The 23,615-nt window shown below is 47.9% G+C and carries 23 protein-coding genes; 1 reads left to right on the forward strand and 22 read right to left on the reverse strand.

What is annotated here, in order from left to right; genetic code table 11:
• Window positions 1-5: 5 nt before the first annotated feature.
• The 12 genes from smc to BGM27_RS01535 form a co-directional block, all read right to left on the reverse strand.
• Complete coding sequence (gene smc / locus BGM27_RS01480; protein WP_007409761.1) at window positions 6-3,566, reverse strand: chromosome segregation protein SMC; 3,561 nt, start codon at window positions 3,564-3,566, stop codon at window positions 6-8.
• A gap of 101 nt (window positions 3,567-3,667) precedes the next feature.
• On the reverse strand, window positions 3,668-4,417 hold the full coding sequence (gene rncS, locus BGM27_RS01485) for a ribonuclease III (protein WP_007409760.1): 750 nt from the start codon (window positions 4,415-4,417) through the stop codon (window positions 3,668-3,670).
• A gap of 138 nt (window positions 4,418-4,555) precedes the next feature.
• Window positions 4,556-4,789 carry an acyl carrier protein gene (gene acpP, locus BGM27_RS01490; protein WP_003154310.1) on the reverse strand — a complete coding sequence of 78 codons (234 nt, stop codon included), beginning with the start codon at window positions 4,787-4,789 and terminating at the stop codon, window positions 4,556-4,558.
• 84 nt (window positions 4,790-4,873) lie between these two features.
• Window positions 4,874-5,614, reverse strand: a complete 741-nt coding sequence (gene fabG, locus BGM27_RS01495) for a 3-oxoacyl-[acyl-carrier-protein] reductase (protein WP_003154312.1) — start codon at window positions 5,612-5,614, stop codon at window positions 4,874-4,876.
• Window positions 5,607-6,560 (reverse strand): ACP S-malonyltransferase, encoded by a 954-nt coding sequence (gene fabD / locus BGM27_RS01500; RefSeq protein WP_007409759.1) that lies wholly within the window; start codon window positions 6,558-6,560, stop codon window positions 5,607-5,609. Before fabD ends, fabG begins: the two co-directional genes overlap by 8 nt.
• Before the next feature lie 18 nt (window positions 6,561-6,578).
• Window positions 6,579-7,577 (reverse strand): phosphate acyltransferase PlsX, encoded by a 999-nt coding sequence (plsX, locus tag BGM27_RS01505; RefSeq protein WP_007409758.1) that lies wholly within the window; start codon window positions 7,575-7,577, stop codon window positions 6,579-6,581.
• 13 nt (window positions 7,578-7,590) lie between these two features.
• Window positions 7,591-8,157, reverse strand: coding sequence for a transcription factor FapR (gene fapR / locus BGM27_RS01510; protein ID WP_003154320.1), 567 nt, complete (start codon window positions 8,155-8,157; stop codon window positions 7,591-7,593).
• Window positions 8,158-8,264: 107 nt separating this feature from the next.
• Window positions 8,265-10,313: an ATP-dependent DNA helicase RecG gene (recG, locus tag BGM27_RS01515; protein ID WP_007409757.1), complete on the reverse strand. Its 2,049-nt coding sequence runs from the start codon at window positions 10,311-10,313 to the stop codon at window positions 8,265-8,267.
• The gene (sdaAA, locus tag BGM27_RS01520) at window positions 10,291-11,193 is read right to left on the reverse strand and encodes an L-serine ammonia-lyase, iron-sulfur-dependent, subunit alpha (RefSeq protein WP_007409756.1); all 903 of its coding nucleotides are present in this window, start codon (window positions 11,191-11,193) and stop codon (window positions 10,291-10,293) included. The genes recG and sdaAA overlap by 23 nt, the downstream gene beginning before the upstream one ends.
• Window positions 11,194-11,213: 20 nt before the next feature.
• On the reverse strand, window positions 11,214-11,876 hold the full coding sequence (sdaAB, locus tag BGM27_RS01525; protein ID WP_003154325.1) for an L-serine ammonia-lyase, iron-sulfur-dependent subunit beta: 663 nt from the start codon (window positions 11,874-11,876) through the stop codon (window positions 11,214-11,216).
• A gap of 142 nt (window positions 11,877-12,018) precedes the next feature.
• Window positions 12,019-13,686: a DAK2 domain-containing protein gene (locus BGM27_RS01530; protein WP_007409755.1), complete on the reverse strand. Its 1,668-nt coding sequence runs from the start codon at window positions 13,684-13,686 to the stop codon at window positions 12,019-12,021.
• Between the two features lie 15 nt (window positions 13,687-13,701).
• Complete coding sequence (locus tag BGM27_RS01535) at window positions 13,702-14,064, reverse strand: Asp23/Gls24 family envelope stress response protein (RefSeq protein WP_003154327.1); 363 nt, start codon at window positions 14,062-14,064, stop codon at window positions 13,702-13,704.
• Between the two features lie 258 nt (window positions 14,065-14,322).
• Between BGM27_RS01535 and rpmB the strand changes: the two genes are divergently transcribed.
• Window positions 14,323-14,511, forward strand: coding sequence for a 50S ribosomal protein L28 (gene rpmB / locus BGM27_RS01540; RefSeq protein ID WP_003154328.1), 189 nt, complete (start codon window positions 14,323-14,325; stop codon window positions 14,509-14,511).
• 77 nt (window positions 14,512-14,588) lie between these two features.
• On the opposite strand, the gene spoVM is transcribed toward rpmB, so the two are convergent.
• The 10 genes from spoVM to def all read right to left on the reverse strand — a co-directional run bounded on the left by spoVM (window position 14,589) and on the right by def (window position 23,595).
• Entirely contained in the window at window positions 14,589-14,669 is an 81-nt protein-coding gene (spoVM, locus tag BGM27_RS01545) for a stage V sporulation protein SpoVM (RefSeq protein ID WP_003154329.1), read from the reverse strand.
• A gap of 86 nt (window positions 14,670-14,755) precedes the next feature.
• Window positions 14,756-15,400: a thiamine diphosphokinase gene (locus BGM27_RS01550; protein ID WP_007409754.1), complete on the reverse strand. Its 645-nt coding sequence runs from the start codon at window positions 15,398-15,400 to the stop codon at window positions 14,756-14,758.
• Window positions 15,401-15,465: 65 nt separating this feature from the next.
• Complete coding sequence (rpe, locus tag BGM27_RS01555) at window positions 15,466-16,119, reverse strand: ribulose-phosphate 3-epimerase (RefSeq protein WP_007409753.1); 654 nt, start codon at window positions 16,117-16,119, stop codon at window positions 15,466-15,468.
• 1 nt (window position 16,120) lies between these two features.
• Entirely contained in the window at window positions 16,121-17,011 is an 891-nt protein-coding gene (gene rsgA / locus BGM27_RS01560; RefSeq protein ID WP_007409752.1) for a ribosome small subunit-dependent GTPase A, read from the reverse strand.
• Between the two features lie 14 nt (window positions 17,012-17,025).
• The gene (gene pknB / locus BGM27_RS01565) at window positions 17,026-18,969 is read right to left on the reverse strand and encodes a Stk1 family PASTA domain-containing Ser/Thr kinase (RefSeq protein ID WP_007409751.1); all 1,944 of its coding nucleotides are present in this window, start codon (window positions 18,967-18,969) and stop codon (window positions 17,026-17,028) included.
• Entirely contained in the window at window positions 18,963-19,724 is a 762-nt protein-coding gene (locus BGM27_RS01570; protein WP_007409750.1) for a Stp1/IreP family PP2C-type Ser/Thr phosphatase, read from the reverse strand. Before BGM27_RS01570 ends, pknB begins: the two co-directional genes overlap by 7 nt.
• 5 nt (window positions 19,725-19,729) lie before the next feature.
• Window positions 19,730-20,821, reverse strand: a complete 1,092-nt coding sequence (gene rlmN, locus BGM27_RS01575) for a dual-specificity RNA methyltransferase RlmN (RefSeq protein WP_003154339.1) — start codon at window positions 20,819-20,821, stop codon at window positions 19,730-19,732.
• Window positions 20,822-20,824: 3 nt separating this feature from the next.
• Window positions 20,825-22,168 carry a 16S rRNA (cytosine(967)-C(5))-methyltransferase RsmB gene (gene rsmB / locus BGM27_RS01580; protein ID WP_007409749.1) on the reverse strand — a complete coding sequence of 448 codons (1,344 nt, stop codon included), beginning with the start codon at window positions 22,166-22,168 and terminating at the stop codon, window positions 20,825-20,827.
• Complete coding sequence (gene fmt / locus BGM27_RS01585; protein WP_020954000.1) at window positions 22,155-23,108, reverse strand: methionyl-tRNA formyltransferase; 954 nt, start codon at window positions 23,106-23,108, stop codon at window positions 22,155-22,157. The genes rsmB and fmt overlap by 14 nt, the downstream gene beginning before the upstream one ends.
• 4 nt (window positions 23,109-23,112) lie before the next feature.
• Window positions 23,113-23,595 carry a peptide deformylase gene (def, locus tag BGM27_RS01590; RefSeq protein WP_007409747.1) on the reverse strand — a complete coding sequence of 161 codons (483 nt, stop codon included), beginning with the start codon at window positions 23,593-23,595 and terminating at the stop codon, window positions 23,113-23,115.
• Between the last annotated feature and the right edge of the window lie 20 nt (window positions 23,596-23,615).

Consider the following 23,615-nt stretch of genomic DNA (forward strand, 5'->3'; position numbering starts at 1 on the left):
CCTCGTTACTGAACGAATTCTTTTGTTTCTTCCAGTTTGACCGAAACCATTCGGGAAACGCCGGATTCCTGCATCGTAACACCGTAGAGGACATCCGCTTCTTCCATGGTGCCTTTTCTGTGGGTGATGACGATAAACTGGCTGTCGCCGCTGTATTTTTTTAAATATTGCGCAAACCTGAATACATTGGCTTCATCAAGCGCAGCTTCCACTTCATCAAGGACGCAGAACGGCACGGGCCTTACTTTCAGAATGGAGAATAAAAGGGCAATGGCAGTCAGCGCCCGTTCTCCCCCTGACAAAAGATTTAAGTTTTGCAGTTTTTTACCCGGAGGCTGCGCGATAATGTCCACCCCGGAATTAAGAAGATCATTCGGATCAGTCAGCTTCAGTTCAGCCCGTCCTCCTCCGAATAAAGAACGGAACACGTCGTTGAATTGAGAACGGATCTGGATAAACGTTTCATGGAATCGCTTCGTCATTTCAGAATCCATTTCTTCAATGACTTGAAACAGTGTATTTTTCGCTTCCGTCAGGTCATTTTTCTGCTCTGTTAAAAACTGATACCGTTCGTTTACTCTTTCAAATTCATCGATGCTGCCGAGATTGACCGTTCCGAGCTCTTCAATTGAAAGCTTGATCAGTTTGACCCGTTTTCTCGCCTCTTCAGGCTCGAGTTCGAGCTGATATTGTTCTTTTGCTCCTTCAAAGGATAAGCTGTATTCCTCGCGTAAATACTGCAAGAGATTATCAAGCTCAACTTCCATCCGGCCGAGTTTTACCTCTTCATCTTTCAGAATGTCTGCTTTTTGCTTATACAGACGCTTCATCTCTTTCAGTTCAAGCTCGTTCGTATCAAGAGCCCGCTGGAGCTTCACACGCTGGTCGCGCCGGCTGGCGATCAATTCGATCGTTCTCGTTTTATCGTGAAGCTTGTGATGGGCTGCTTCTTCAAGCTGCTCCTCACCGCTTGTGCTGGACGTCATCTCTGAGGTCAGGAGGCTTAAATCTTCCCGTGTTTCTTTCAGAGCGAGCTGTGTTTCTTCAAGCTCTTTTTTCAGCCTTTTGAGGTTGTCTTCCTCACTCGAGCACGCCTGTTCTTTTTTCGCAGCGGCCACTTTACATTCCGTCAGTTCATGAGAGAGCGTTTCTTTTGTTGAGGATAGGGTCTGCTTTTGTTTTGTCAGCCTTTCCATCTCTTCCTCAAGCTCTTTCAGCTGGCCGGATGCCTCACTCAGCTGTTCTTCCAGAGCTGATTTGCGCGTCTCTTTTTCCCGGCTGCTTTCCGTCAGTGATGCTTTCTCCTGATCGTAAAGCTCCAGATGGGTATTGATGTTCTTTTCAGCAACTTCGAGTTCATACAGCCTGCCTTTTACATCCTGCTGCTTTGTTCTGAAAGCTTCACCGTCTTCACGGAGACCGCTCAGCGTATGTTCAAGCTCTTGAATGGCCTGCTTCAGCGTTTTGACCTCTTTTTCGAGCAGAGCTGTTTTTTCTTCCATTTCGGCAAGCCGCGCAGTCACCGTCTCAAGCTCACGGCTTCTGCCGAGCAGAGAATTGTTTTTCTTTTTGACCGCGCCGCCTGTCATTGATCCGCCTGGATTGACGACATCGCCCTCAAGCGTCACGATGCGGTAGCGGTGCCCGAGAAGCTTGGCCAGTTCATTCGCGCCTTTTAAATCTTCAGTGATCAGCACGGTGCCGAGAAGGTTTTGAATGACATTCCGATACGCGGCATCATATGTGACAAGCCCGCTCGCTGTGCCGAGGAAAGACGGATGCTTCTGAGCCGTCTGTTCATCACGGGTTTGGAGCTGGCGCGGTTTCATAACCGTAAGCGGCAGGAACGTCGCGCGGCCGAAGGAATTCTGTTTTAAATATTGAATCGCTTTCCGCGCCGCCTGCTCATCGTCTGTGACAACGTGCTGCGCCGCTGCGCCGAGTGCAATCTCGATCGCCGTTTCATACTTTTGTTCGGTGGCAATCAGTTCGAGAACGGCGCCGCGGATGCCGCCGAGCTGCTCTTTCTGCTTCAGCACTTCTTTTACGCCTTGGTAAAATCCTGAAAAATCGCCTTGCATCGTTTCAAGCATATCTTTTTTGGATCTGGCCTGCTGGACGAATTGATATGCCTGATACAGCGCAGATTCTTTCTTTTCATATTGGCGTTTTTTCTGTTCATATGCTGTCTGGACTTCGCGAAAGCGGACGACCTGATTGTGAATATCCTCTTCAACGGCAGCCAATTCTTCTTCGCACGCCGCTTTGCGGACTGCAATATCGTTACGTTCTTCAAGATATTTTTCATTGTTTGCGGTCAGTCTCGCCTGCTGGACCGCGGATTGGGACATCTGGTCATCCAAAAGCTGCAGCTCGTTGCGAATCGACGCCTGGCTGTTTAACAATTCAAAGTAATCGCTTTTTAATTGTTCGATTTTCTCATCTACATTTTCATTATGCAGACTGAGAGCCTGCTGCTTTTCTTTCACTTGGGCGTTTAACCGCTTCACTTCCGCACGAAGTTTATCATATACGGCAGACTGTTTTGCAATGTCCGCTTTCAGTTCGGCTTCTTTGTTCGTGTAATGTGTAACGGATTCCTCAAGCTGTTCCCGGTTTTGCGCGGCGTTTTTTTTGCGCTCTTTCAGCACTTCTTTCCGGCCTTCCAGCTTTTCCAGCTCTTCACTTGTCACGAGCAGAACCTGCTGCAGTTCGTTGACGGATTCATCAAGCGCGTGGATTTTATCTCTCGTCTCTTCTATCATGGCTTCTTTTGCGGATAGAGCCGATGATTCCGCCAATTCTTCTTCTTTAGCAGCCTGCACCTTGTCTTTTAAACCCGACCATCTGCCATGCAGTTGTTCGATGTCAAAGGCGGTAAGGGCGATTTCGACATGCTCAAGCTCTTTCTTTTTTTCTAAGTAGTCTTTGGCGATTGATGCCTGGATTTTCAGCGGTTCGACCTGATCTTCAAGCTCGTGAAGAATATCTTCCACCCTGTTTAAGTTATCCTGCGTCTCAAACAGTTTGTTTTCCGCTTTTTTCTTTCTTGTTTTATATTTCAGCACGCCGGCCGCTTCTTCAAAAATACTGCGGCGGTCTTCCGCTTTGCTGCTGAGAATCTCTTCGACTTTCCCCTGGCTGATAATAGAGAATGCTTCTTTTCCGAGCCCGGAGTCCATAAATAAGTCAATGATGTCTTTCAAACGGCACTGCTGATTGTTGATGAGAAATTCACTCTCTCCGGAACGGTACACCCGTCTCGTCACGCTGACTTCGTGATAATCGATCGGGAGAAAATGATCTTCATTATCAAGCGTTAACGTGACTTCGGCAAGGTTCAGCCGCTTGCGTGAATCACTTCCCGCAAAAATGATATCTTCCATTTTCCCGCCCCGAAGCGAGCGGGCTGATTGTTCGCCGAGCACCCAGCGGATAGCTTCGGTAATGTTGCTCTTTCCGCTGCCGTTCGGACCGACAACGGCCGTGACGCCTTTTACAAAGTCAACGGATATCCGTTCTGCAAATGATTTAAATCCTATAACGTCTAAACGTTTGAGGAACATCCCAGATCCTCCTTATCGTATAAGTATCTCAATATTATCATAATCACCCGCTTATATCAGGCGCAGACATACTGAAATCCCCCTAGGGATACAGGGGGATTTTATTGTTTCGTATGATGTTTTTGCAATTTTGCAAGAGCTTCCTGTGCCGCATGCTGCTCGGCTTCTTTTTTGGAACGTCCGTTCCCGATACCGAGCGCCTCACCTTTAAGAGAGACTAGCGCCTCGAATTCCCGGTTGTGGGCAGGCCCTTTTTCATTGAGAATTTTGTACTCAAGCGATCCTTTTCCGTCCCGCTGTACAAATTCTTGAAGCTGGCTTTTGAAATCCATCACATGAGAAAAAGCACCATCGTTTATTTTAGGGAACACGTACACTTTCAGGAATTGCTGAACCGGGTCAAGGCCCTGATCCAGATACAGTGCGCCGATAAACGCTTCAAACACATCCGCTAAAAGCGCAGGACGCTTTCTGCCGCCCGTCATTTCTTCTCCTTTTCCCAAGAGAACAAGATCGCCGAATGACAATTCATGGGCAAGTGAGACGAGTGACGGCTCGCATACGATAGCGGCTCTCAGCTTCGTCAAATCTCCTTCACTCATGGCCGGGTATTTGGCAAATAAGAATTGGGAGATCGTCAGTTCCAAAACAGCGTCACCTAAAAATTCAAGCCTTTCATTGTCTTCATACGGCTTTTTCCGATGCTCATTCACATAAGATGAATGTGTAAATGCTTGATACAAAAGTTTCTCGTTTTGAAAATGAACCGAAATCCGTTCTTGGAACTCTTTAAATTGCTCTATTTTTTTATAGAACTTTTTTTTATCTTTAAAATGTGAGTGTTTTGACATAGTAACCTCCATAGGCACATCAGGTTCACCGCGCTCCCCGCCGTAAACGGAATCGGCAGCGCGTACAGCGTCAGACGCCGGTAACCGAACGATTAAAGGGCTAAAGCCCCGCTGTCAGGCGGGACTTTTAGCATCAGCTTATTGCTGGTTTTGTATGTAGTTCACAGCGTCGCCGACTGTTGCAATCTTTTCAGCATCTTCGTCAGAAATCTCCATATCAAACTCGTCTTCAAGTTCCATAACAAGCTCAACTACATCTAGGGAATCAGCACCTAAGTCTTCCTTGAAAGAAGCTTCAAGTTTGACGTCAGCTTCATCAACGCCAAGGCGGTCTACGATGATTTTCGTTACACGCTCTAATGTATCTGCCATAGCAATTCACCTCCCCTCAAGTATTATAGAGGATTCGTTTTTAAAAAACTAGAGAAACTAGGATGAAATTTTAAAAACAAATCTTTACATCACCATTCCGCCGTCAATATGAAGGGTTTGGCCCGTCATATAACGCGATCCTTCAGAAGCAAGGAACGTAACAACGCTGCTGATATCGGAAGGATCACCGAAACGCGCGAGCGGAATCTGCTTCAGCATTTCATCTTGGACTTCTTTAGAAAGCTTGTCCGTCATATCTGTAGAAATAAAGCCCGGAGCAATGGCATTAACCGTAATATTGCGGCTCGCAAGCTCTTTGGCTGATGACTTCGTTAAGCCGATTACACCGGCTTTTGCCGCCACATAGTTCGCCTGGCCGGGGTTTCCGCTGACGCCGACGATTGATGATACGTTGATAATCCGGCCGGAGCGCTGTTTCATCATCTGTCTTGTCACGGCTTTCGTGCAGTTGAATACACCTTTCAGGTTAATGTTAATGACATCATCCCATTCATTTTCTTTCATTCTCATCAGAAGATTGTCTTTTGTGATCCCCGCATTGTTCACGAGAATGTCGATTGAAGAAAAGGCAGCGACAGCCTCTTTCATCATGTTTTGTACTTCTTCGGAATTTGATACATCGGCTTTTACCGCGATCGCGTTTCGGCCCAAAGATTTGATTTCATCTACGACTTCGTTCGCTTTCGCTTCATTCCCGGAGTAGTTGACTACTACGTTACAGCCGTTTTTCGCAAGATCAAGCGCGATCGCCCGCCCGATTCCGCGGGACGCTCCCGTTACCACTGCTGTTTTTTCATTAAGCATCCTGATTCTCCTCCTTCAGCGTTTGAATCGCCAGTTCGATGGTTTCATGGTCAGAAACCGCGATTGTTTTAAGGCGGCGGTTCACTTTTTTCACAAGGCCTGAAAGCACTTTTCCCGGCCCGATTTCAACAAACGTCGTGACGCCTTCGTCAATCAGTTTGTTAATGGTTTCTTCAAAGCGAACAGGTGAATACAGCTGTTCGATCAGTTTTTTCTTGATATCGTCTTTTTCTGTCATAACGTCAGCCGAAACGTTTGAAATCACGGGAACAGCCGCATTTTTTAACTCACAGGCGCTGAGCACCTCCTCGAGTTTTTGCGCTGCCGGCTTCATTAATTCAGAATGGAACGGTCCGCTTACTTCTAATGGGATTGCCCGTTTTGCTCCGTTGTTTTTCGCTTCTTCTGAAGCCAGCTCCACGCCTTTTGCCGTTCCGGAAATTACGATCTGGCCGGGGCAGTTCAAGTTTGCAAGCTGTACGAGATGACCGTTTTCCGTCACTTGATCCGTCACCTTTTTCAAGGACTCCGCATCCATTCCGAGAATAGCGGCCATGGCGCCTTCTCCGGCCGGCACAGCTTCATTCATGAATTCTCCCCGTTTTCTTACCGTGTAAACGGCATCTTTAAATGTCATCGCTCCCGCCGCAACAAGCGCCGAATATTCTCCGAGGCTGTGTCCGGCGGTGAAATCAGGCGTGATGCCGGATTCTTTAAACTTTTCCAATACGGCGATGCTCGTTGTCAACAGCGCAGGCTGCGCATTGTATGTAAGGGTTAATTCTTCGGCGTCGCCTTCAAAAATGAGCGAGCTCAGCTTTGTTTCAAGCGTTTCATCCGCTTCATCAAAAATACGTTTTGACGCTTCTTCGCGTTCGTACAGGTCTTTTCCCATACCGATATATTGTGATCCCTGTCCGGGAAATAAAAATGCAATCTTACTCATGATGCGGTAACCTCCAGACTACTCATCTGTTTTTTCTTCTTTTACTTCTTCTTCTATAAATGCGGCCACGTTTTGGCTGACCATTTCTCTCGCCTGGCGCAGCGCATGGTAAACAGCGCGTGCGTCAGAAGAGCCGTGCGCTTTAACGACGGGCGCTTTCAAACCGAAAAGACTCGCCCCGCCGTACTCAGAATAGTCCATTTTCAGTTTCATTTCCATCAGCTTCGGCTTCAGCACTCCCGCTGCGAGCTTAGAAACAAAACTTGAAGTCAGTGTATCTTTCAGCATTTTGAAAATCGATAACGCTGAACCTTCCAATGTTTTCAACGTGACGTTGCCCGTAAAGCCGTCTGTGACGATGACGTCAGCAGCGCCTTCGAGCAAGTCTCTCGCCTCAACGTTTCCGACAAAATTCACGTTTGTTTCTTTTAATAATTCAAACGTCTTTTTTGTCAGGTCGTTTCCTTTCTTTTCTTCCGTGCCGACATTTAACAATCCGACGCGGGGCGAGCTGATTCCGAGAACCTGCCGGGCATATACAGATCCCATAATTCCGTACTGGACGAGATGCTCCGGTTTGGCATCGACATTGGCTCCCACGTCCAAAAGAAGGAAACCGTCGCCTGAAACGGTCGGAAGCGTCGGCGCAAGCGCAGGCCGGTCGATTCCTTTAATTCTGCCGACGATAAACAGTCCCGCTGTCATGAGTGCGCCCGTATTCCCCGCTGAGATGCAGGCGTCCGCTCTGTTTTCAGCCACTTCCTGCGCCATCAGCACCATAGACGAGTTTTTCTTTCTGCGTACGGCGCGGACCGGTTCATCCGTCGGTTCAATCACTTCATCGGCGTGCAACACAGTGATGCGGTCTGATGTTGTTGGCAAGTGTGATTCTATCGTTGTCTTGTCACCGACCAGCGTAATATGAAGATCGTCAAATGCCTCAATACTCTTCATTACTCCGTCAATAACAGCTTTGGGTGCGTTGTCGCCTCCCATTGCATCTACAGCTATTCTCATGCATGCTCCACCTTTATGATTGTTTTGAACGGTACATGTCAAAGCTGCCGGAGAACACGACTTCTTCTCCCACATAGCTGTTGACTTCAACTACCGTTCTGCCTTTTTCTTTTTCGACTGCCGTCACTTTGGCTTTCGCAACGACGCGCTCGCCTTCTTTCACCTGTCTTGTAAAGCGGATATTTGCGCTTGCGGTCAGCGCCAGCTCATCATCAATGACGGCTACGGCGAGTGAGTTCGCCTGCGCAAACAAATGATGCCCCCGCGCAATTTGATTGCGGCTGAAGACATGCTCGCGTCTTACTTCTAATATGGAAATGGCCTGGCCGTCAAGCTCCAGATCAATAATTTCACCGATCACTTCGTCTAAAGACAGTGATTTCACTTCATCATCAAGCGTTTGTTCTGCCACGTTTTTAATTCTTTCCCTCAGCTCCGGTATTGAGAGCTCTAAGCGGTCTAAACGGATCGTCTGAATGCTGACGCCGAATTTCCCCGCTAATTCTTCATCTGTGATGAAGGGTGTCGATTTGATCGTCTGCTGCAATAATTTTTGGCGTTCTTTCTTGCTTCTTCTCATCTGTAAACACCATCCGGACAATTAAGACTAGGTACTAATAGTAGTATATAATCTCATAGATTGGAATGCAATGATTGTTTTTTTGAAAGCCGCCGAATTTTGCAGAATCAGCTTAATTTCTCCCCTTCCAGGACGCCGCTTGAAAGTAATTGACCGCGCAGCATGCGGTATTCGTCATCTTTCCAAAAAGCCTCTGAAGACAGCAGATTGGCCGCATCCTGGCGGGCCGTTTCCAAAGCTCTGTAGTCATGAACCATATCCGCCACCTTGAACTCGGGCATACCGCTCTGTTTTTTTCCGAAGAAATCACCGGGGCCGCGCAGTTCAAGGTCCTTTTCAGACAGCTCGAAGCCGTCGTTTGTCTCCGACATGATTCTCATCCGTTCCTTCCCGGTTTCGGATTTCGGATCTGCCATCAAGATGCAGAAAGATTGGTGGTCTCCCCGCCCGACCCGGCCGCGGAGCTGATGGAGCTGAGATAACCCGAAACGGTCGGCGTCATAGATGACCATAATCGTCGCATTCGGCACGTTCACGCCGACTTCTACGACGGTTGTTGATACAAGTACCTGACATTGATTGGCGCTGAATTCTCTCATCACCTGATCTTTTTCATCAGAATGGAGCTTCCCGTGCATCAGGCCGACATTCCATTTACCGCGGTAAACGTCAGACAGCATGTTATATACGTCAATCGCATTCTGTACATCCAGTTTATCCGACTCTTCAATGAGCGGGCAGATAATATAGGCTTGCCTTCCCTGCTTCAGCTCTTTTTCTATAAAAGCCAAAATCCGCTCCAGCATGTCGTGTTTCACCCAATACGTTTCGATTTGTTTTCGCCCCGCGGGCATTTCATCTATCACGGAAACATCCATTTCTCCGAAGACGGTAATGGCCAGCGTTCTCGGAATCGGAGTAGCTGTCATAAACAGCACATCCGGATCCTGACCTTTATTCTTGAGTTTTTTGCGCTGTTCGACCCCGAACCGGTGCTGCTCGTCCGTAATAACAAGGCTCAGCGCTTTGAATTCCACTTCATCCTGGATTAAAGCATGGGTCCCTACTAAAATATCAATCTCTCCGAGAGCAAGCCGCTCCAAAAGCTCCCTGCGCCGCTTGCCTTTGACAGAACTCGTCAAAAGCGCGATATTTACATCTTCATTTGCAAACAACGATACGAGAGAATCTGCATGCTGTTCGGCCAGAATTTCAGTCGGCACCATTAATGCCCCCTGATACCCCGACAAAATCGCAGCGTACAAAGCGATGGCGGCGACGGCCGTTTTCCCTGAACCGACATCACCTTGCAGCAGACGGTTCATTCGGTAAGGGGATGTCATATCAGCGGTAATTTCCCGAAGCACGCGCGTCTGTGCGGTTGTGAGCGAAAACGGCAGGCTGTCTGTGAAAGCGGCGAGCTTTTCAGCAGGAAACACATGGCTGATGCCTTTTGACTGTTCCCTTTCCGCTTTACGGAACGCCTGCATTTTCAGCTGAAATAATAAGAATTCCTCGTAAACAAACCGGCGTCTTGCCTGCTGTAACGATTCCCTCGTTTCAGGCTGATGCATCGTCTGCAGGGCATGTTTGTAATCAGGCAGCTTGTAGCGGATTCTCAATTTTTCAGGAAGCGGATCGGCCGCACTGTCCAAATGATGCTGCAGCGCTTCCTTAATAAACCGTCTCATCATTTTTACGGTGACGTTTTCTTTAACGGAATAAACAGGCTCAATGCTTTTATCTTCTTGATGAGGACCGTTTTTTAATTCCTGCACGGAAACGGTCTGTCTGTGTTTATCCCATTTCCCGGATATCGTGACGACAGAACCTAACGTCAGTTTCTTTTTTAAGTAGGGACGGTTAAAGCAGACCGCGGTAATTAAATAATTGCCGACAAGCACCCTGAATGTCAGCCTGTTTCGTTTTTTGCCGTAATAGGTAAGAGAAGGTTCTGAATGAACCTTCCCTTCTACCGTCACTCTTTCTTCATGTTTTACTTCTTCTAAATCCCTCAGCTCATAGTCGTCATAACGGTAAGGGAAATAATTCAGAAGATCAGAAATGTCATAGATACCAAGTTCGTGCAATGTTTTTTCTGTTTCCGGCCCAATGCCCTTAATTTCCGCTATACTAGTTTGCTGATGGTGTGCCACTTGATTTCAGCGCTCCTCCGAAAATTTTTTTCTCTAATTCTCTTCCCGTCGGTGTCGCGGCTAAACCGCCTTGTCCCGTTTCACGCAGTGCTGTCGGCATTGTCTGGCCGATTTTGTACATCGCGTCAATCACCTCATCGCAAGGAATGCGGCTTGTAATCCCGGCCAGCGCCATATCCGCCGCGATCATTGCGTTGGATGCTCCCATTGCGTTTCGTTTGACACACGGCACTTCTACCAATCCGGCGACCGGGTCACATACGAGACCGAGCATATTTTTCAGTGTAATCGCCATTGCTTCCGCTGATTGCTGAGGCGTTCCGCCCGCCATTTCCACAATCGCAGCCGCTGCCATGCCTGATGCTGACCCGACTTCCGCCTGACAGCCTCCTGCCGCTCCTGAAATACTCGCATTATTTGCTACGACAAAACCGAACGCGCCGGCTGTAAACAGAAAACGGATCATTTGTTCTGTCGTAGGGTTCAGCTTATGCTTTACGGCGAATAACGTTCCCGGCACGACCCCGGCAGAGCCGGCGGTCGGTGTAGCGCAGATCGTTCCCATCGCCGCATTGACTTCATTTGTCGCCACAGCTTTAGAAACGGCGTCTAAAATCAGATTGCCCGACAGACTTCTTCCCGATTGGATGTATGCCTGAAGTTTCACGGCATCTCCGCCTGTTAAACCGGTCTGACTCGTGACGCCCTTCAGCCCTTTTTCAACAGCTGCTTCCATGACGGAGAGATTGCGCTCCATTCCTTGAAAGATTTCTTCCCGCGTTTTTTGCGTCACTTCCATCTCTTGGGTGATCATCACTTCCGAAATCGGAATTTGTTTTTCTTGAGTGATTTCTATTAATTCTTTTACATTACGAAACATGTCATTTTCCTCCTGACTTTTTAGTCAGCTATCTTAGTAACCTGTATAATATTAGGAAGTGTTGAAAGCTCGTCAAGCACTTCTTCTTCAATATTCTGATCGACCTCAATCGTCATCAGCGCAAGCTGGCCGACGTCCTTACGCGCCACTTCCATATGTCCGACGTTGATGGAGAATTTCGCAAGCACATTGGCAACGCCTGCAATCGTGCCGAATTTATCATTGTGAACGACTAAAATAGCCGGATGGTTTCCGGACAAACGCAGCTCAAAGCCGTTGAGCTCCGTGATTTCTATTTTTCCGCCGCCGATGGAAATACCGGTAAGGGCAAGCTCTCCCTCATCATCAGAAATGACGATGCGCGCTGTATTCGGATGAACGGGCACGGCATCCTCTGTACGGAACTCTACATATATGCCCTTCTCTTCCGCAATTTGAATCGCTGTTTTAATCCGCTCATCAAATGTATCAAAATCAAGCAGGCCGCCGATAATCGCGACATCAGTCCCGTGACCCTTATACGTCTCCGCAAATGATCCGTAAAAAGACACAACGATTCGGCGGGGCTCCCGCCTGAATAAGCTTCTGGCCACTCTGCCGATCCGGGCGGCGCCTGCGGTATGTGAACTGGACGGACCGATCATTACCGGGCCGATAATATCAAAAACGCTTCTATACTTCATGCTGGTTTGTTCCTCCTTAACATCACTTTATTCAGCGCTTTTCTTTAGACTAATTGAACATTTCTCAATTGGCAAGCAGGCACACTGCCGCACTGCCGCAGGTAAATAAAGGCATAAGAATAGAAGGGCCTGATAAGCCCTTCTATTCTGCCGCAAATATATATGGATACAGAGGCTGTCTGCCGTTATGGATTTCAACCTCGATATCTTCACAGACGCTTGCAATATACTCAGCAAGTTTCTCAGCTTCTTCTTCCGGCGCGTCCTCTCCGTACAGGATGGTGACGATTTCATCTTCTTCCCCGATCATTTCATCCAGCAGCAATTTCGCCGCACTTATCCGATCTTCGGCGCTGCCGATAATTGAACTGTTTAAAATGCCGATAAAATCACCTTTTTTAATATCTTTGCCGTCGATATGGGTGTCTCTGACTGAATATGTCACCTGTCCGCTTTTCACATTCCGGATGGCCTCAAGCATATTGGCTTCATTTACATCAGCCGGCTGGTCAGGGTTAAACGCAAGCAGGGCGGTCATGCCTTGAGGGACCGTTTTTGCCGGAATGACAATGACATTTTCTTCAGCCACGCTCGCCGCCTGATTGGCAGCCATCACAATATTGGAATTGTTCGGAAGAATGAAAACCGTCTCCGCATTGACAGACTGAACGGCTTCAACAATATCTTCCGTGCTCGGATTCATTGTCTGGCCGCCTTCGATTACGTGTGAAGCGCCGATGCTCGTAAACAATTCAGAAATGCCCTCTCCCATTGCCACAGTCACGATGCCAAAAGGCTTGCGGGCTTCTTTCATAACGCCGGCCGGCTTTTTTTCATCATGTTCTCGGCTGATGATTGAAGTATGCTGTTCCCTCATGTTTTCAATTTTAATTTTAATCAAATCGCCGTAACGCTGTGCGAGATTGAGTACGTTCCCTGGTTCTTCGGCATGAATATGAACTTTCGCAAGCGTATCATCAGCCACGACCAGCAATGAATCGCCGAAACGGCTCAGTTCGTTTCTGAACGTCTCTTCCTTGAACGTCCGTTTATCTTGATCCAGCCTCACCATCACTTCCGTACAAAATCCGAATTCAATGTCTTCTGTACTCAGCATGCTCTGCGCACTTTTATGATGCTCGGCATTCACCATATCATCGAGTGCCGGAAGAACCGCTTTTTTCGGTACGGCCTCTCCTTTTAAAGCAGCCAAAAAGCCTTCATATACACAAAGCAGACCTTTTCCGCCGCTGTCAACGACACCGACGTCCTTTAAAACAGGAAGCAGATCCGGCGTGCGGTTCAGCGACGCTTCCGCTTCTTCAATAACGGCCTCCATGACCGAAATAATATCGGTTTCTTCTTTGGCCGAGGCGACCGCTTTTTTAGCCGCATCCTTGGCCACGGTTAAAATCGTTCCTTCAACCGGTTTCATGACCGCCTTATATGCCATATCCACTCCCGCTTGGAGTGCTGCGGCAAATTCTTGGGCGTCTATTTGGTTTTTGTTTTCAATGCTCTTTGTGAAACCTCTGAACAATTGGGACAAGATCACCCCTGAGTTTCCTCTCGCTCCCATAAGCAGGCCTTTTGACAAGGCGATGCCGACTTTGCCGATGTCGGGTGAGTCAATGTGCTCTACCTCTCTTGCACCGGATGACATCGATAAATTCATATTTGTTCCGGTGTCGCCGTCAGGCACGGGAAACACGTTCAGCGCATCCACCGCGGATGCGTTTTGAGACAATGTCTCAGCCCCCGCCAGAATCATTGCCGCAAAAGCTCTCCCATCTAAGTTTCGTCTAGACAATACTCATCCTCCTCACTACGGGTTCGTTACTCGTACGCCTTGGACATAAATATTTACAGAATCAACTGCAAGTCCGATTGTTTGATTTACTGTGTATTTTACCTTCGTCTGAACATTGTGGGCTACTTCGGATATTTTAGTGCCGTAGCTGACAATAATGTACATGTCGATATGTATTTGTTCGGCTTCCTGACGGACATGTACGCCTTTTGCGAAGTTCTCTCTCCGGAGGATTTCAGACAAACCGTCTTTAATCTGGTTTTTTGAGGCCATCCCCACTATTCCGTAACAGTCAATGGCAGCGCCTCCGGCAACCATTGCGATGACTTCGTTGGATATATCAATCTGTCCGTATTTTGTCTTCATTTCAATGGACACACAGGTTCCTCCTTCAGGTGCATAGAGTTATCATTATTCTACTATATGTATCCCATTATGAAAAGAAAAGATACAGACAGCGGCCTTCAGCGCGGAAATGTGATTGGTTTTACATGTCAAGTGATTTTTCTTGAAAGTAAGGGAAACAATAGTTGCAAACGGTTTTTAGCTGTGGTAAATTATTTAAAGTATTGTATAACGAAAGCATCTGAGACACTATGTTTGAAAAGATGTTTCGCGCAGTTAGGAGGGAAACAAATGGCACGTAAATGTTTTATTACAGGTAAAAAAACAAAAGCCGGAAACAACCGTTCTCACGCAATGAACGCTTCTAAGCGTACTTGGGGCGCCAACCTTCAAAAGGTCCGCATCCTCGTTGACGGCAAACCTAAAAAAGTATATGTATCTGCCCGGGCTTTAAAATCCGGTAAAGTTGAGCGTGTATAAGCAAAAATGAACGCCTGCCCTTTTATGCGGCAGGCGTTTTTTATGCGTTCAAAGAGGGCAATTTCAGCTTCTTGGGCTTACTCTTTTCTAAATGAGCCCAGCATCGCCCGGACAATTCCTCCTAAAAACTTCGGCAATTTAATGGTATAAAATTTCATTTTGTCCCCTCCTATAAGTCCCGTATCCGCTGCGTTCATCACTTTAGGATTCATGGTTTTTTCCGCATATGGCAGAAGCCGCTTTTCTAATCCGCGCTCCTTACCATTATTAATATGCCTTTTGCAAACGAAAAAGTACCTCGTGAATGAATGAGTTCGTTACTAATACATAGTGTGGAACCCAGAGGAATATGACAATTATCAAGGGGATATTTAAAACCGTCGAGTGTCAGGCCGTCTGCCGCTTCCGTAAACGGAATGAAAGAAATATAGCGTCTGCACGCTTTTTCTTCAATTGTATAACGGCCGGGCCCGAACATCTGAATGTCATTCTGCCGGTCGATCAGCTCGACATCGGTGTTCTTATGTAAGGCTTTATACAGCAGCTGGATGTTCCCTAAAAAATGATCGGCTCTTCCGCCCGTCACACCGAATACCCGAATGTTTTCCGGTTCTTTTTGTAAAGCCCAGTCAAGGGCGAGTTCAAGATCGGTATAATCTTTTTCCGCCTGATACACATGGAGGGCCGGCGCCGCTTTTTGAATCTGCATGAGCTCCTCTTCCGTAATGCTGTCAAAATCACCGAAAGCTTCCTGCGGAATGATTCCGGCCTCCAAAAGAGCAACCGTCCCTTTATCGACTCCGACCCACATCGTATCTCCGTCTGTGTATTCGGATAGATCGGGAATAAGCTCCCGCGGGCCGCCCGCAACGATATTGATTGTCTTCATATGTTATCCTCTCTCTTAGACGCGAAAAGAGCCGGCGGCTTTCACCGGGCTCTTTTTCAGCATGTTTATGATGCGTTTCGGATGTCAGCGATGGCTTTTTTCCGATCCGGCTGATTATATACGGCAGACCCGGCAACAAGCAGATTGGCGCCCGCTTCAGCGCATAAAGGGGCTGTTTCTATATTAACGCCTCCGTCCACCTCGATTAAAAGCTCAGACAGGCCTTTCTCCTCAGCCAGCTGTTTGACCTGACGGATTTTCGGCAGAACCGAATGAATGAAGCGCTGTCCGCCAAAACCGGGGTTAACCGTCATTAACAGCACAAGGTCAAGCTCCTCGATCACATGTTCAATCGTTTGGACGGGCGTATGCGGATTGAGCACAACTCCCGCTTTTACTCCCTGCTCTTTTATCAATTGAATGGTCCGGTGAAGATGCGGACACGCTTCAGCATGAACGGAAAGGATGTCCGCACCGGCTTTTGCGAATGCCGGGATGTAGCGGTCCGGGTTTTCAATCATAAGATGGACATCCAGCGGCAGATCAGTCACCGGACGGACGGCTTCAACGATAAGCGGCCCGATTGTAATGTTAGGGACGAAATGGCCATCCATGACATCAATATGGATATAGTCCGCCCCTCCTTTTTCCACGTCTTTAATTTCCTCGCCCAGTGAAGCAAAATCGGCGGAAAGAATTGATGGCGCAACCTTAATCATATTAATACCTCGGCTTTCTCTCTTTTATTTCCTGCATAAATTCTTTGTAATGCTCATAGCGGTACGGCTGAATCTCTCCTTCTTCCACCGCTTGCTTTACCGCGCATTTCGGCTCTTTAAGATGCAGACAGCCTCTGAATTTGCAAGAGGCGCTTATTTCTCTGATCTCAGGGAACGTGCTGCCCAGCTCTTCTTCCTCAATGCCGGTAAATTCAAGCGAACTGAACCCCGGAGTATCCGCAACCAGACCGCCTGATGTATGAATGAGCTCCACATGGCGCGTCGTATGTTTTCCGCGTCCCAAATGCGCGGAAATCTCGTTTGTTTTCAGCTCAAGCTCCGGGCTGATCGCATTTAAAAGCGAAGATTTTCCGACTCCGGACTGACCGGCAAACACCGTCGTTTTGTTCTCGAAGTGTTTCACAATGCCTGTTAAGCCGCTGTTTTCTTTTGATGACGTCACATATACGTCATAACCGATCGCCTGATAGTCTTTCACGTAAGAAAGTATCGCCTCTTTCGATTCCCCGTCTGCAGCTAAGTCCATTTTGGTTATGCAGATGATCGGGTGAATGCCGTTGGCTTCCACAAGGACGAGAAAACGGTCCAATAAAGACGTGCTGAACGCCGGCTGAACGGCAGAAAAGACAAGAACGGCCTGATCGACATTTGAAATTGGCGGCCTGATCAGCTCGTTTGTTCGTTCTTTGATTTCCAGCAGGTAGCCTTCTTTATCATTTTCAGCCTGATAAACGGCATAATCGCCGACCAGGGGCGTTATTTTATTTTTTCTGAAAATGCCCCGGCCCCTGCATTGAATGATCTTGTCCTGTGATTCATCCAAGACATAATAGAATCCGCTTAACGCTTTTATAATTTTGCCCTCAGGCATAGGGTCCCTCCTTGTCAGTCATTATCTTTCGGGTATTCAATCGTTTTGTAGCTGACGACTTTATGATCGACCATCACTTGATAATACCCCTTCTGTCCCTGATCAATCTTCAGTTCAATTGTTTTTTCAGTCGGCTCTTTTATTTTAAATGAGTCATACGTATCAGAGATGCTGTGGTCCTTATCATCGATGGCGATTTGCACTTCAAGCTCGTCCCCTTCATGTTCGGGTTCGTAAGGAATGCTGATTTTTTCTTTTACCGTTTTCGCCGGTTTTTCTTCAGGTCCGAGCGAGAACGTCACTTCAACATTACTTCCCGGCTTAACCGCAGTGCCGGCTGCCGGCTCTTGCTTCATGACTTGTCCTTCCGGCACGTCATCTGAATGGGCTTGTTTTTCAACAAGCTGCAGGCCGTTATCTTCAAGATACCCTGAAGCCGCTTCTTTGCTGTAAGTCTTTAAGTCCCTCAGCGTAACGTCCGCCGGGCCGAGGCTGACCGTTAGATTGACTTCATCGTCGCTTGCGACCATGTCGGTGCCGGCTGACGGGTTCTGATCAATTACGGTGCCGGCCTCGCTGTCATCGTTCTCTTCTTTGACATTGACATGTTTGAAGCCTTTTTCCTTCAGCGCTTTTTTTGCGTCGCCGATCTGCCGCCCTTTCACGTCGATCAGCTGGGTTTTCGGTTTTCCGATGCTTTTGTACAGTTTTACAGAAGAGCCTTCTTTAACGGTAGACCCCGCTTTTGGGTCCGTTTTGACCATTAATTCCTCTTCTATTTTTTCATCTTCAATGTCCGTTATATCAGGATCCGCCCGGAGCCCGTTCTTTTCAAGCAGGGCTTCCGCTTTTTCGTACTTCATGCCCCGTACATCGGGGACGCTTACATCTTTAGGCATAAATAAAGACGGAAACACGGTGACCGCAAGAACAGCTGCCATAATGAAAATGAAACAGACGGCCAGCAAAACCCACGGCCATTTCCGTTTTTTCTTTTTGGCGGGCTGCTGTTCCTTATCATCCGTCTCCCCCGGCGTCTCCGCCTGAGGCGCGGCTTTTGTGCCGTCAGTAATAACGGGAATGGCTTTTGTCATTTCCTCATCATCCTGCACGGAAAATTTTTGTTCATTCAGCCTGCCGGCGTCAAAAGCCGTTCTGATGTCCGCTTCCATGTCCTCGGCGCTTTCATAGCGGTGAAACGGGTCTTTAGCGGTTGCCTTTAAAATAATGTTTTCGACGCTCTGCGGAATGGAAGGGTTCCACTTTCTGGCGGAAGGCGTTTCTGTTTGCAGATGCTTTAGCGCTATACTGACGGCTGATTCTCCGTCAAAAGGAATTTTACCTGTTAAAAGCTCAAACAGCACGATGCCGAGCGCGTAAATATCTGATTTTTTCGTTGCCAGACCGCCTCTCGCCTGCTCCGGAGACAAATAATGAACCGAGCCCAGCACAGAATTCGTATGTGTGATTGTCGTAGACGTAAGCGCTGTGGCGATGCCGAAATCCGTCACCTTGATATGCCCTAAATGATCTATCAATATATTGTGCGGTTTAATATCCCGGTGCACGATATGGTTTTGATGGGCATGGGCGATGGCCGAGACGATCTGCTCCATAACGGACAGCGCTTCTTTCGGATGAAGCGGTCCGTGTGCGTTTATGTATTCCTTTAATGTCATGCCTTCCACATATTCCATGACAATGTAATAAATATCGCCTTCCTCCCCGATATCGTAAATACTGACGATATTCGGATGATCGAGGCTTGATGCCGACTGTGCTTCTCTTCTGAAACGCCTGATAAAATCAATGTCATTCACAAAGTCAAACCGCAGAATTTTAATTGCGACTTCACGTTCGAGAATGATGTCCTCAGCTAAAAAAACGTTTGCCATTCCGCCGCCGCCAATGGGCCGGAGGATATGATAACGCCCGCTGATCCGCTTGCCGGTTAGCACTTGTCTTCACCCTCTTTTGCATCTGCGGAAAACTCAATCAACACAGCCGTGATGTTATCTTCGCCGCCGTTTTGATTCGCTTTGCTGATGAGAAGGTCTACTTTTTCCTGAGGATCAGATTCGGCTTGAAGCATTTGTTTGATCTCGTGATCTTCTATTTTATTTGACAGTCCGTCAGAGCATAAAAGCAGCTGATCGCCGTCAGACAGTTCAAAAGAACGGGCGTCGGGACTGATGGTTTCATCTGTCCCCAGCGCTCTCGTCAATACATTTTTCCGCGGATGGTGCTCGGCGTCCTCTTTCGAAATTTCCCCCGTCTTGACCAGCTCATTCACAAGCGAATGGTCTTCAGTCAGCTGAGTGAATTCCCCCTCTTGAAGCAGGTAGCACCGGCTGTCACCGATATGAGCCACAGTGACAAACTTCCCGGTGAATAAGGCGCAAACAACAGTGGTGCCCATTCCCCGGCATTCTTCATTCGCTTTAGCGTGGTCATGTACTTTGACATTCGCCTCATGAATCCGGTCTTTCAGCCAATCCTCGCAAGCAGACGGCAGAGAAGGAACCGTTTCGGTCCGGTTCCACTGCTCTTCCATCGCCGCAACCGCCATCCTGCTCGCTACATCTCCGGCAAGATGACCGCCCATGCCGTCGGCGACAACCGCAAGCACCGCGTCTTCTTTTGTGAAAATGCCCGCCGCATCTTCATTATGCCGGCGGACTTTACCTGTATCTGTTTTCAAGGCTGTAATCAACCTCTTCACCTCGTCTCGTCTTGACGCTCCTTCGCGCGAAGCTGACCGCAGGCCGCGTCAATGTCATGGCCTTGCTCTCTTCTGATCGTGACATTTACACCGCGGGATTTTAACGTTTTTTCAAATGCGAAAATCTGATCTCTCGGTGTGCGGACGTAATCCCGTTCAGGCACATAGTTTACCGGAATTAAATTGACATGGCATTTCACGTCTTTTAACAGTTCTGCAAGCTCTTCTGCATGTTCGACCTGATCATTTACGCCACCGAACAGCCCGTATTCAAAGCTGATCCGTCTGCCTGTTTTCTCGATGTAATATTTGACGGCCTCCATAAGGTCAGGAAGCTTATAGGCTTTGTTAATCGGCATCAGACGGCTTCTGATTTCCGTATTCGGAGCATGCAGAGAAATCGCGAAATTGATCTGCATTTTTTGATCGGCGAAATCGTAAATCTTCGGAATGATTCCGCTGGTGGAAACTGTGATATGACGCGCTCCGATGTTCAGCCCTTTATCGTGGTTAATGATTTTTAAGAAAGCGAGCATTTCATTGAAATTATCAAACGGCTCTCCGATTCCCATGATGACGACTGAGCTGACGCGTTCATCCGTTTCATCAAGCGCCTTTTGCACTTTCACGACTTGAGCGACGATTTCTCCCGCTTCAAGATTCCGTTTCAGTCCGCCGAGCGTTGACGCGCAAAATGTGCAGCCGATCCGGCAGCCGACCTGTGTCGTTACACATACAGAATTACCATACTCGTGTCTCATTAAAACCGTTTCGATCGTATAACCGTCATGAAGCTCAAATAAAAATTTCATCGTGCCGTCTTGAGATGTCTGTTTTACAGCCGTTTTCAGCGTTGTCAGCACAAAATTGCTCTCGAGTTTTTCACGCAGGCTTTTTGAGAGGTTTGTCATTTCATCAAATGAAGAAACCCGCTTCTCATAAAGCCATTCAAAAATCTGTGCTGCGCGGAACGGCTTTTCGCCATTCTCGGTCAGCCATTGTTTGATTTCATCTAATTCAAAAGAGTAAATGGACGGCTGCTCAGTCCGCAGCTCTTTCCGTACGCTTGTCTTTTTTAATTGTGTCATTTTTTATCCCTTCTTTCTCATGCTGCTAATAAAGAAACCGTCTGTTCCGAAATAATGCGGAAGAATTTGAAGGCTTCCATCCTGAACAAAGGGTCTCGCCTTTTCAGGCAGCCGCTTTTCAAGAGACAAATCGGGTTCAAACTCAGGGTGTTCTTGTATAAACGCATGCATAACTTCTTCATTTTCTGTCCGGTCCATTGTACACGTACTGTATACGAGTGTGCCACCTTTTTTTACTAATGGGGCGATTTCCCTTAAAATGCCGAGCTGGATTTCTGACAGCCGTCTGCTGTCCTCCGGCGTCTTCGTATATTTCATATCGGGTTTTCTTCTGATGACGCCGAAACCTGAGCAAGGGGCATCAACGAGAACACGGTCAAACCGTTCTGCGCCAAAGACCTCTCCCGCTTTTCGCGCATCCATCGTTTGCGCGTCAATGATCGTAAGCCCGAGCCGTTCTGCGCCCTCTTTAATCAGCTTCACTTTATGGCGGTGAAGATCAAGCGATGTGAGGCTCCCCTCGTTCTCCATCAGTTCCGCAATGTGAGCCGACTTTCCGCCCGGTGCGGCGCATGCGTCTAAAACGGTTTCGCCCGGCTTCGGGTCCAGCGCCCGCGCGACAAGCATTGAGCTTTCATCCTGTATGGATACCCGGCCGTTTTGGAAAAATGCCGTGTTCGCGATGCTTCCTTTTAAAAGCTTAATCGCATCAGGAGAAAGGTCTCCGGCTTCAGCTTCAAGACCGGCATTCTCCATCTCATTCAGCACTGTTTCCCTGTCGCTCTTTATGTGATTGACACGGAGCGTCTGCTTCGGCGGAATGAGATGAATCCGGCAGATCTGTTCAGCCGCCTCAAAGCCGTACGCCTCGACCCACTCTTTTACGAGCCATTCGGGATGGCTTGTCTCTGTAGAAAGACGGAGAACCGGGTCTTCAATTTCAGCGAATGACGGCGCCCCCTCACGCTGCAGGGAGCGGAGGATGCCGTTGACAAAAGACGCAATGCCCTTATGCCCTCGTTTTTTGGCGATTTCAACCGCTTCATGGATGGCGGCGCGATCCGGAATTTTTTCTAAATACTCCATTTGATACGCGGACAAGCGAAGCAGCTGAATCACCCACGGCTTCACCTTATTCGGCTTGCAGATAAAAGGCTTCAGCATGTAGTCTAAGGCGATTTTATTTTGCAGCGTTCCGTAGACAAGCTCTGTCAGCAGTCCTCTGTCCTGATCGCTGAGCGTGTTCGTTTTGATAACCGATGTAAGAAGCAGGTTGCTGTATGCCTGATTTTGCTCAAGCTTCTCAAGCGCTTCAAGGGCGAGCTCCCGGACATTAATTTTCTTCATTTGCTTCTCCTAACACGTCACCGGGCTGCACATTTTTGCCTCTTACAAAATCTTCGCCCTTCATCCGTTTTTTTCCCGCCGGCTGCAGCTCTGTGATTAAAAGGGCGGTGCTGTTTCCTGATGCGACGACAATGCCGTTTTGCTCCGTGCGGATGACTGTTCCGGGCGCAGCTTCAGTTTTTGCCGCAACTTTTTCAGAAGCCCATACTTTCATATTTTGACCGTTCAAAGTTGTATAGGCGACAGGCCAAGGGTTTAAACCTCTGATCTGGTTGTAAATCTGTTCTCCGGGCTTTGCCCAATCAATCCGCTCCTGCTCACGCTTAATGTTAGGCGCGTAAGTCGCTTTTGATTCGTCCTGTTTGATCGGATTAATATTTCCGGAAATGACGTTCGGGGCGGTCTCTGACAAAAGCTTTGCCCCCGCTATGCTTAATTTGTCGTGAAGCGTGCCGACGTTATCCGTTTCATCAATTTCCACTTCGATTTTCGAAATCATATCACCCGCATCAAGCTTTTCAACCATATACATGATTGTCACGCCCGTTTTCTTCTTGCCTTGGAGAATCGAATAATGTATCGGCGCTCCGCCTCTTAATTCAGGCAATAGTGACGCGTGTACGTTGATACAGCCGTATTTCGGGCCGTCCAGCAGCTGCTTGGGCAGGATCTGTCCGAATGCCGCCGTAACAATCAGGTCCGGCTTCAGGCTGAGCACTTTTTCTATTTCTTCTTCGAGCCTTACTTTTTCGGGCTGAAGCACGGGAATGCCGTGACGTTCAGCTTCAGCCTTAACAGGAGGGGGCGTCATGATTTTTTTTCTGCCTTTCGGGCGGTCAGGCTGCGTAACGACACCAACCACTTCATACCCGTCTTCAATAAGCGTGCGCAGGACGGGAACTGAAAAATCGGGCGTTCCCATAAAAACGATCCTTGTCATCCAATCATCCTTCCATTTCTGCCAGTTCTTCTTCAGTGTAGTAAGCCGTAATTTTTGATGTGAATAAAATGCCGTCTAAATGATCCATTTCATGCTGAACGGCTCTGGCCAAAAAACCCTCCGCTTCTAAAATAAACGGTTTTCCTTTACGGTTATAGGCTTTTACCTTTACGTAATCCGGGCGGGTGACATCGCCGTAAACTCCGGGAAAGCTTAAGCAGCCCTCGACTCCGGTCTGTTCACCGCTCTTTTCAAGAATAACCGGATTTACAAGGTCGATCCGGCCGCTTTCTTCACCGATGTCCACGACGGCCGCTCTTTTTAAAATGCCGATTTGCGGCGCGGCGAGACCGACGCCATCCATTTCGAGCATCGTATCGTACATATCGTCAAGCAGTTTTTTTAATTTTTTATCAAACACTGTCACTTCATCGGCAGGTGTTTCCAGAACCTCCGCCGGGTGTGTGACGATTTTTTTTACAGCCAAAATTTTGCCCTCCAAAAACT

This window comes from Bacillus sp. FJAT-27001, from assembly GCF_019039175.1.
Lineage (GTDB): Bacteria > Bacillota > Bacilli > Bacillales > Bacillaceae > Bacillus > Bacillus velezensis.

Coding starts and splice junctions, on each gene's coding strand:
- smc (WP_007409761.1), bottom strand. CDS start 3,566: ATGTTCCTCAAACGTTTAGACGTTATAGGATTTAAATCATTTGCAGAA.
- rncS (WP_007409760.1), bottom strand. CDS start 4,417: ATGTCAAAACACTCACATTTTAAAGATAAAAAAAAGTTCTATAAAAAA.
- acpP (WP_003154310.1), bottom strand. CDS start 4,789: ATGGCAGATACATTAGAGCGTGTAACGAAAATCATCGTAGACCGCCTT.
- fabG (WP_003154312.1), bottom strand. CDS start 5,614: ATGCTTAATGAAAAAACAGCAGTGGTAACGGGAGCGTCCCGCGGAATC.
- fabD (WP_007409759.1), bottom strand. CDS start 6,560: ATGAGTAAGATTGCATTTTTATTTCCCGGACAGGGATCACAATATATC.
- plsX (WP_007409758.1), bottom strand. CDS start 7,577: ATGAGAATAGCTGTAGATGCAATGGGAGGCGACAACGCACCCAAAGCT.
- fapR (WP_003154320.1), bottom strand. CDS start 8,157: ATGAGAAGAAGCAAGAAAGAACGCCAAAAATTATTGCAGCAGACGATC.
- sdaAA (WP_007409756.1), bottom strand. CDS start 11,193: ATGTTTCGTAATGTAAAAGAATTAATAGAAATCACTCAAGAAAAACAA.
- sdaAB (WP_003154325.1), bottom strand. CDS start 11,876: ATGAAGTATAGAAGCGTTTTTGATATTATCGGCCCGGTAATGATCGGT.
- rpmB (WP_003154328.1), top strand. CDS start 14,323: ATGGCACGTAAATGTTTTATTACAGGTAAAAAAACAAAAGCCGGAAAC.
- spoVM (WP_003154329.1), bottom strand. CDS start 14,669: ATGAAATTTTATACCATTAAATTGCCGAAGTTTTTAGGAGGAATTGTC.
- BGM27_RS01550 (WP_007409754.1), bottom strand. CDS start 15,400: ATGAAGACAATCAATATCGTTGCGGGCGGCCCGCGGGAGCTTATTCCC.
- rpe (WP_007409753.1), bottom strand. CDS start 16,119: ATGATTAAGGTTGCGCCATCAATTCTTTCCGCCGATTTTGCTTCACTG.
- rsgA (WP_007409752.1), bottom strand. CDS start 17,011: ATGCCTGAGGGCAAAATTATAAAAGCGTTAAGCGGATTCTATTATGTC.
- rlmN (WP_003154339.1), bottom strand. CDS start 20,821: ATGACACAATTAAAAAAGACAAGCGTACGGAAAGAGCTGCGGACTGAG.
- rsmB (WP_007409749.1), bottom strand. CDS start 22,168: ATGAAGAAAATTAATGTCCGGGAGCTCGCCCTTGAAGCGCTTGAGAAG.
- fmt (WP_020954000.1), bottom strand. CDS start 23,108: ATGACAAGGATCGTTTTTATGGGAACGCCCGATTTTTCAGTTCCCGTC.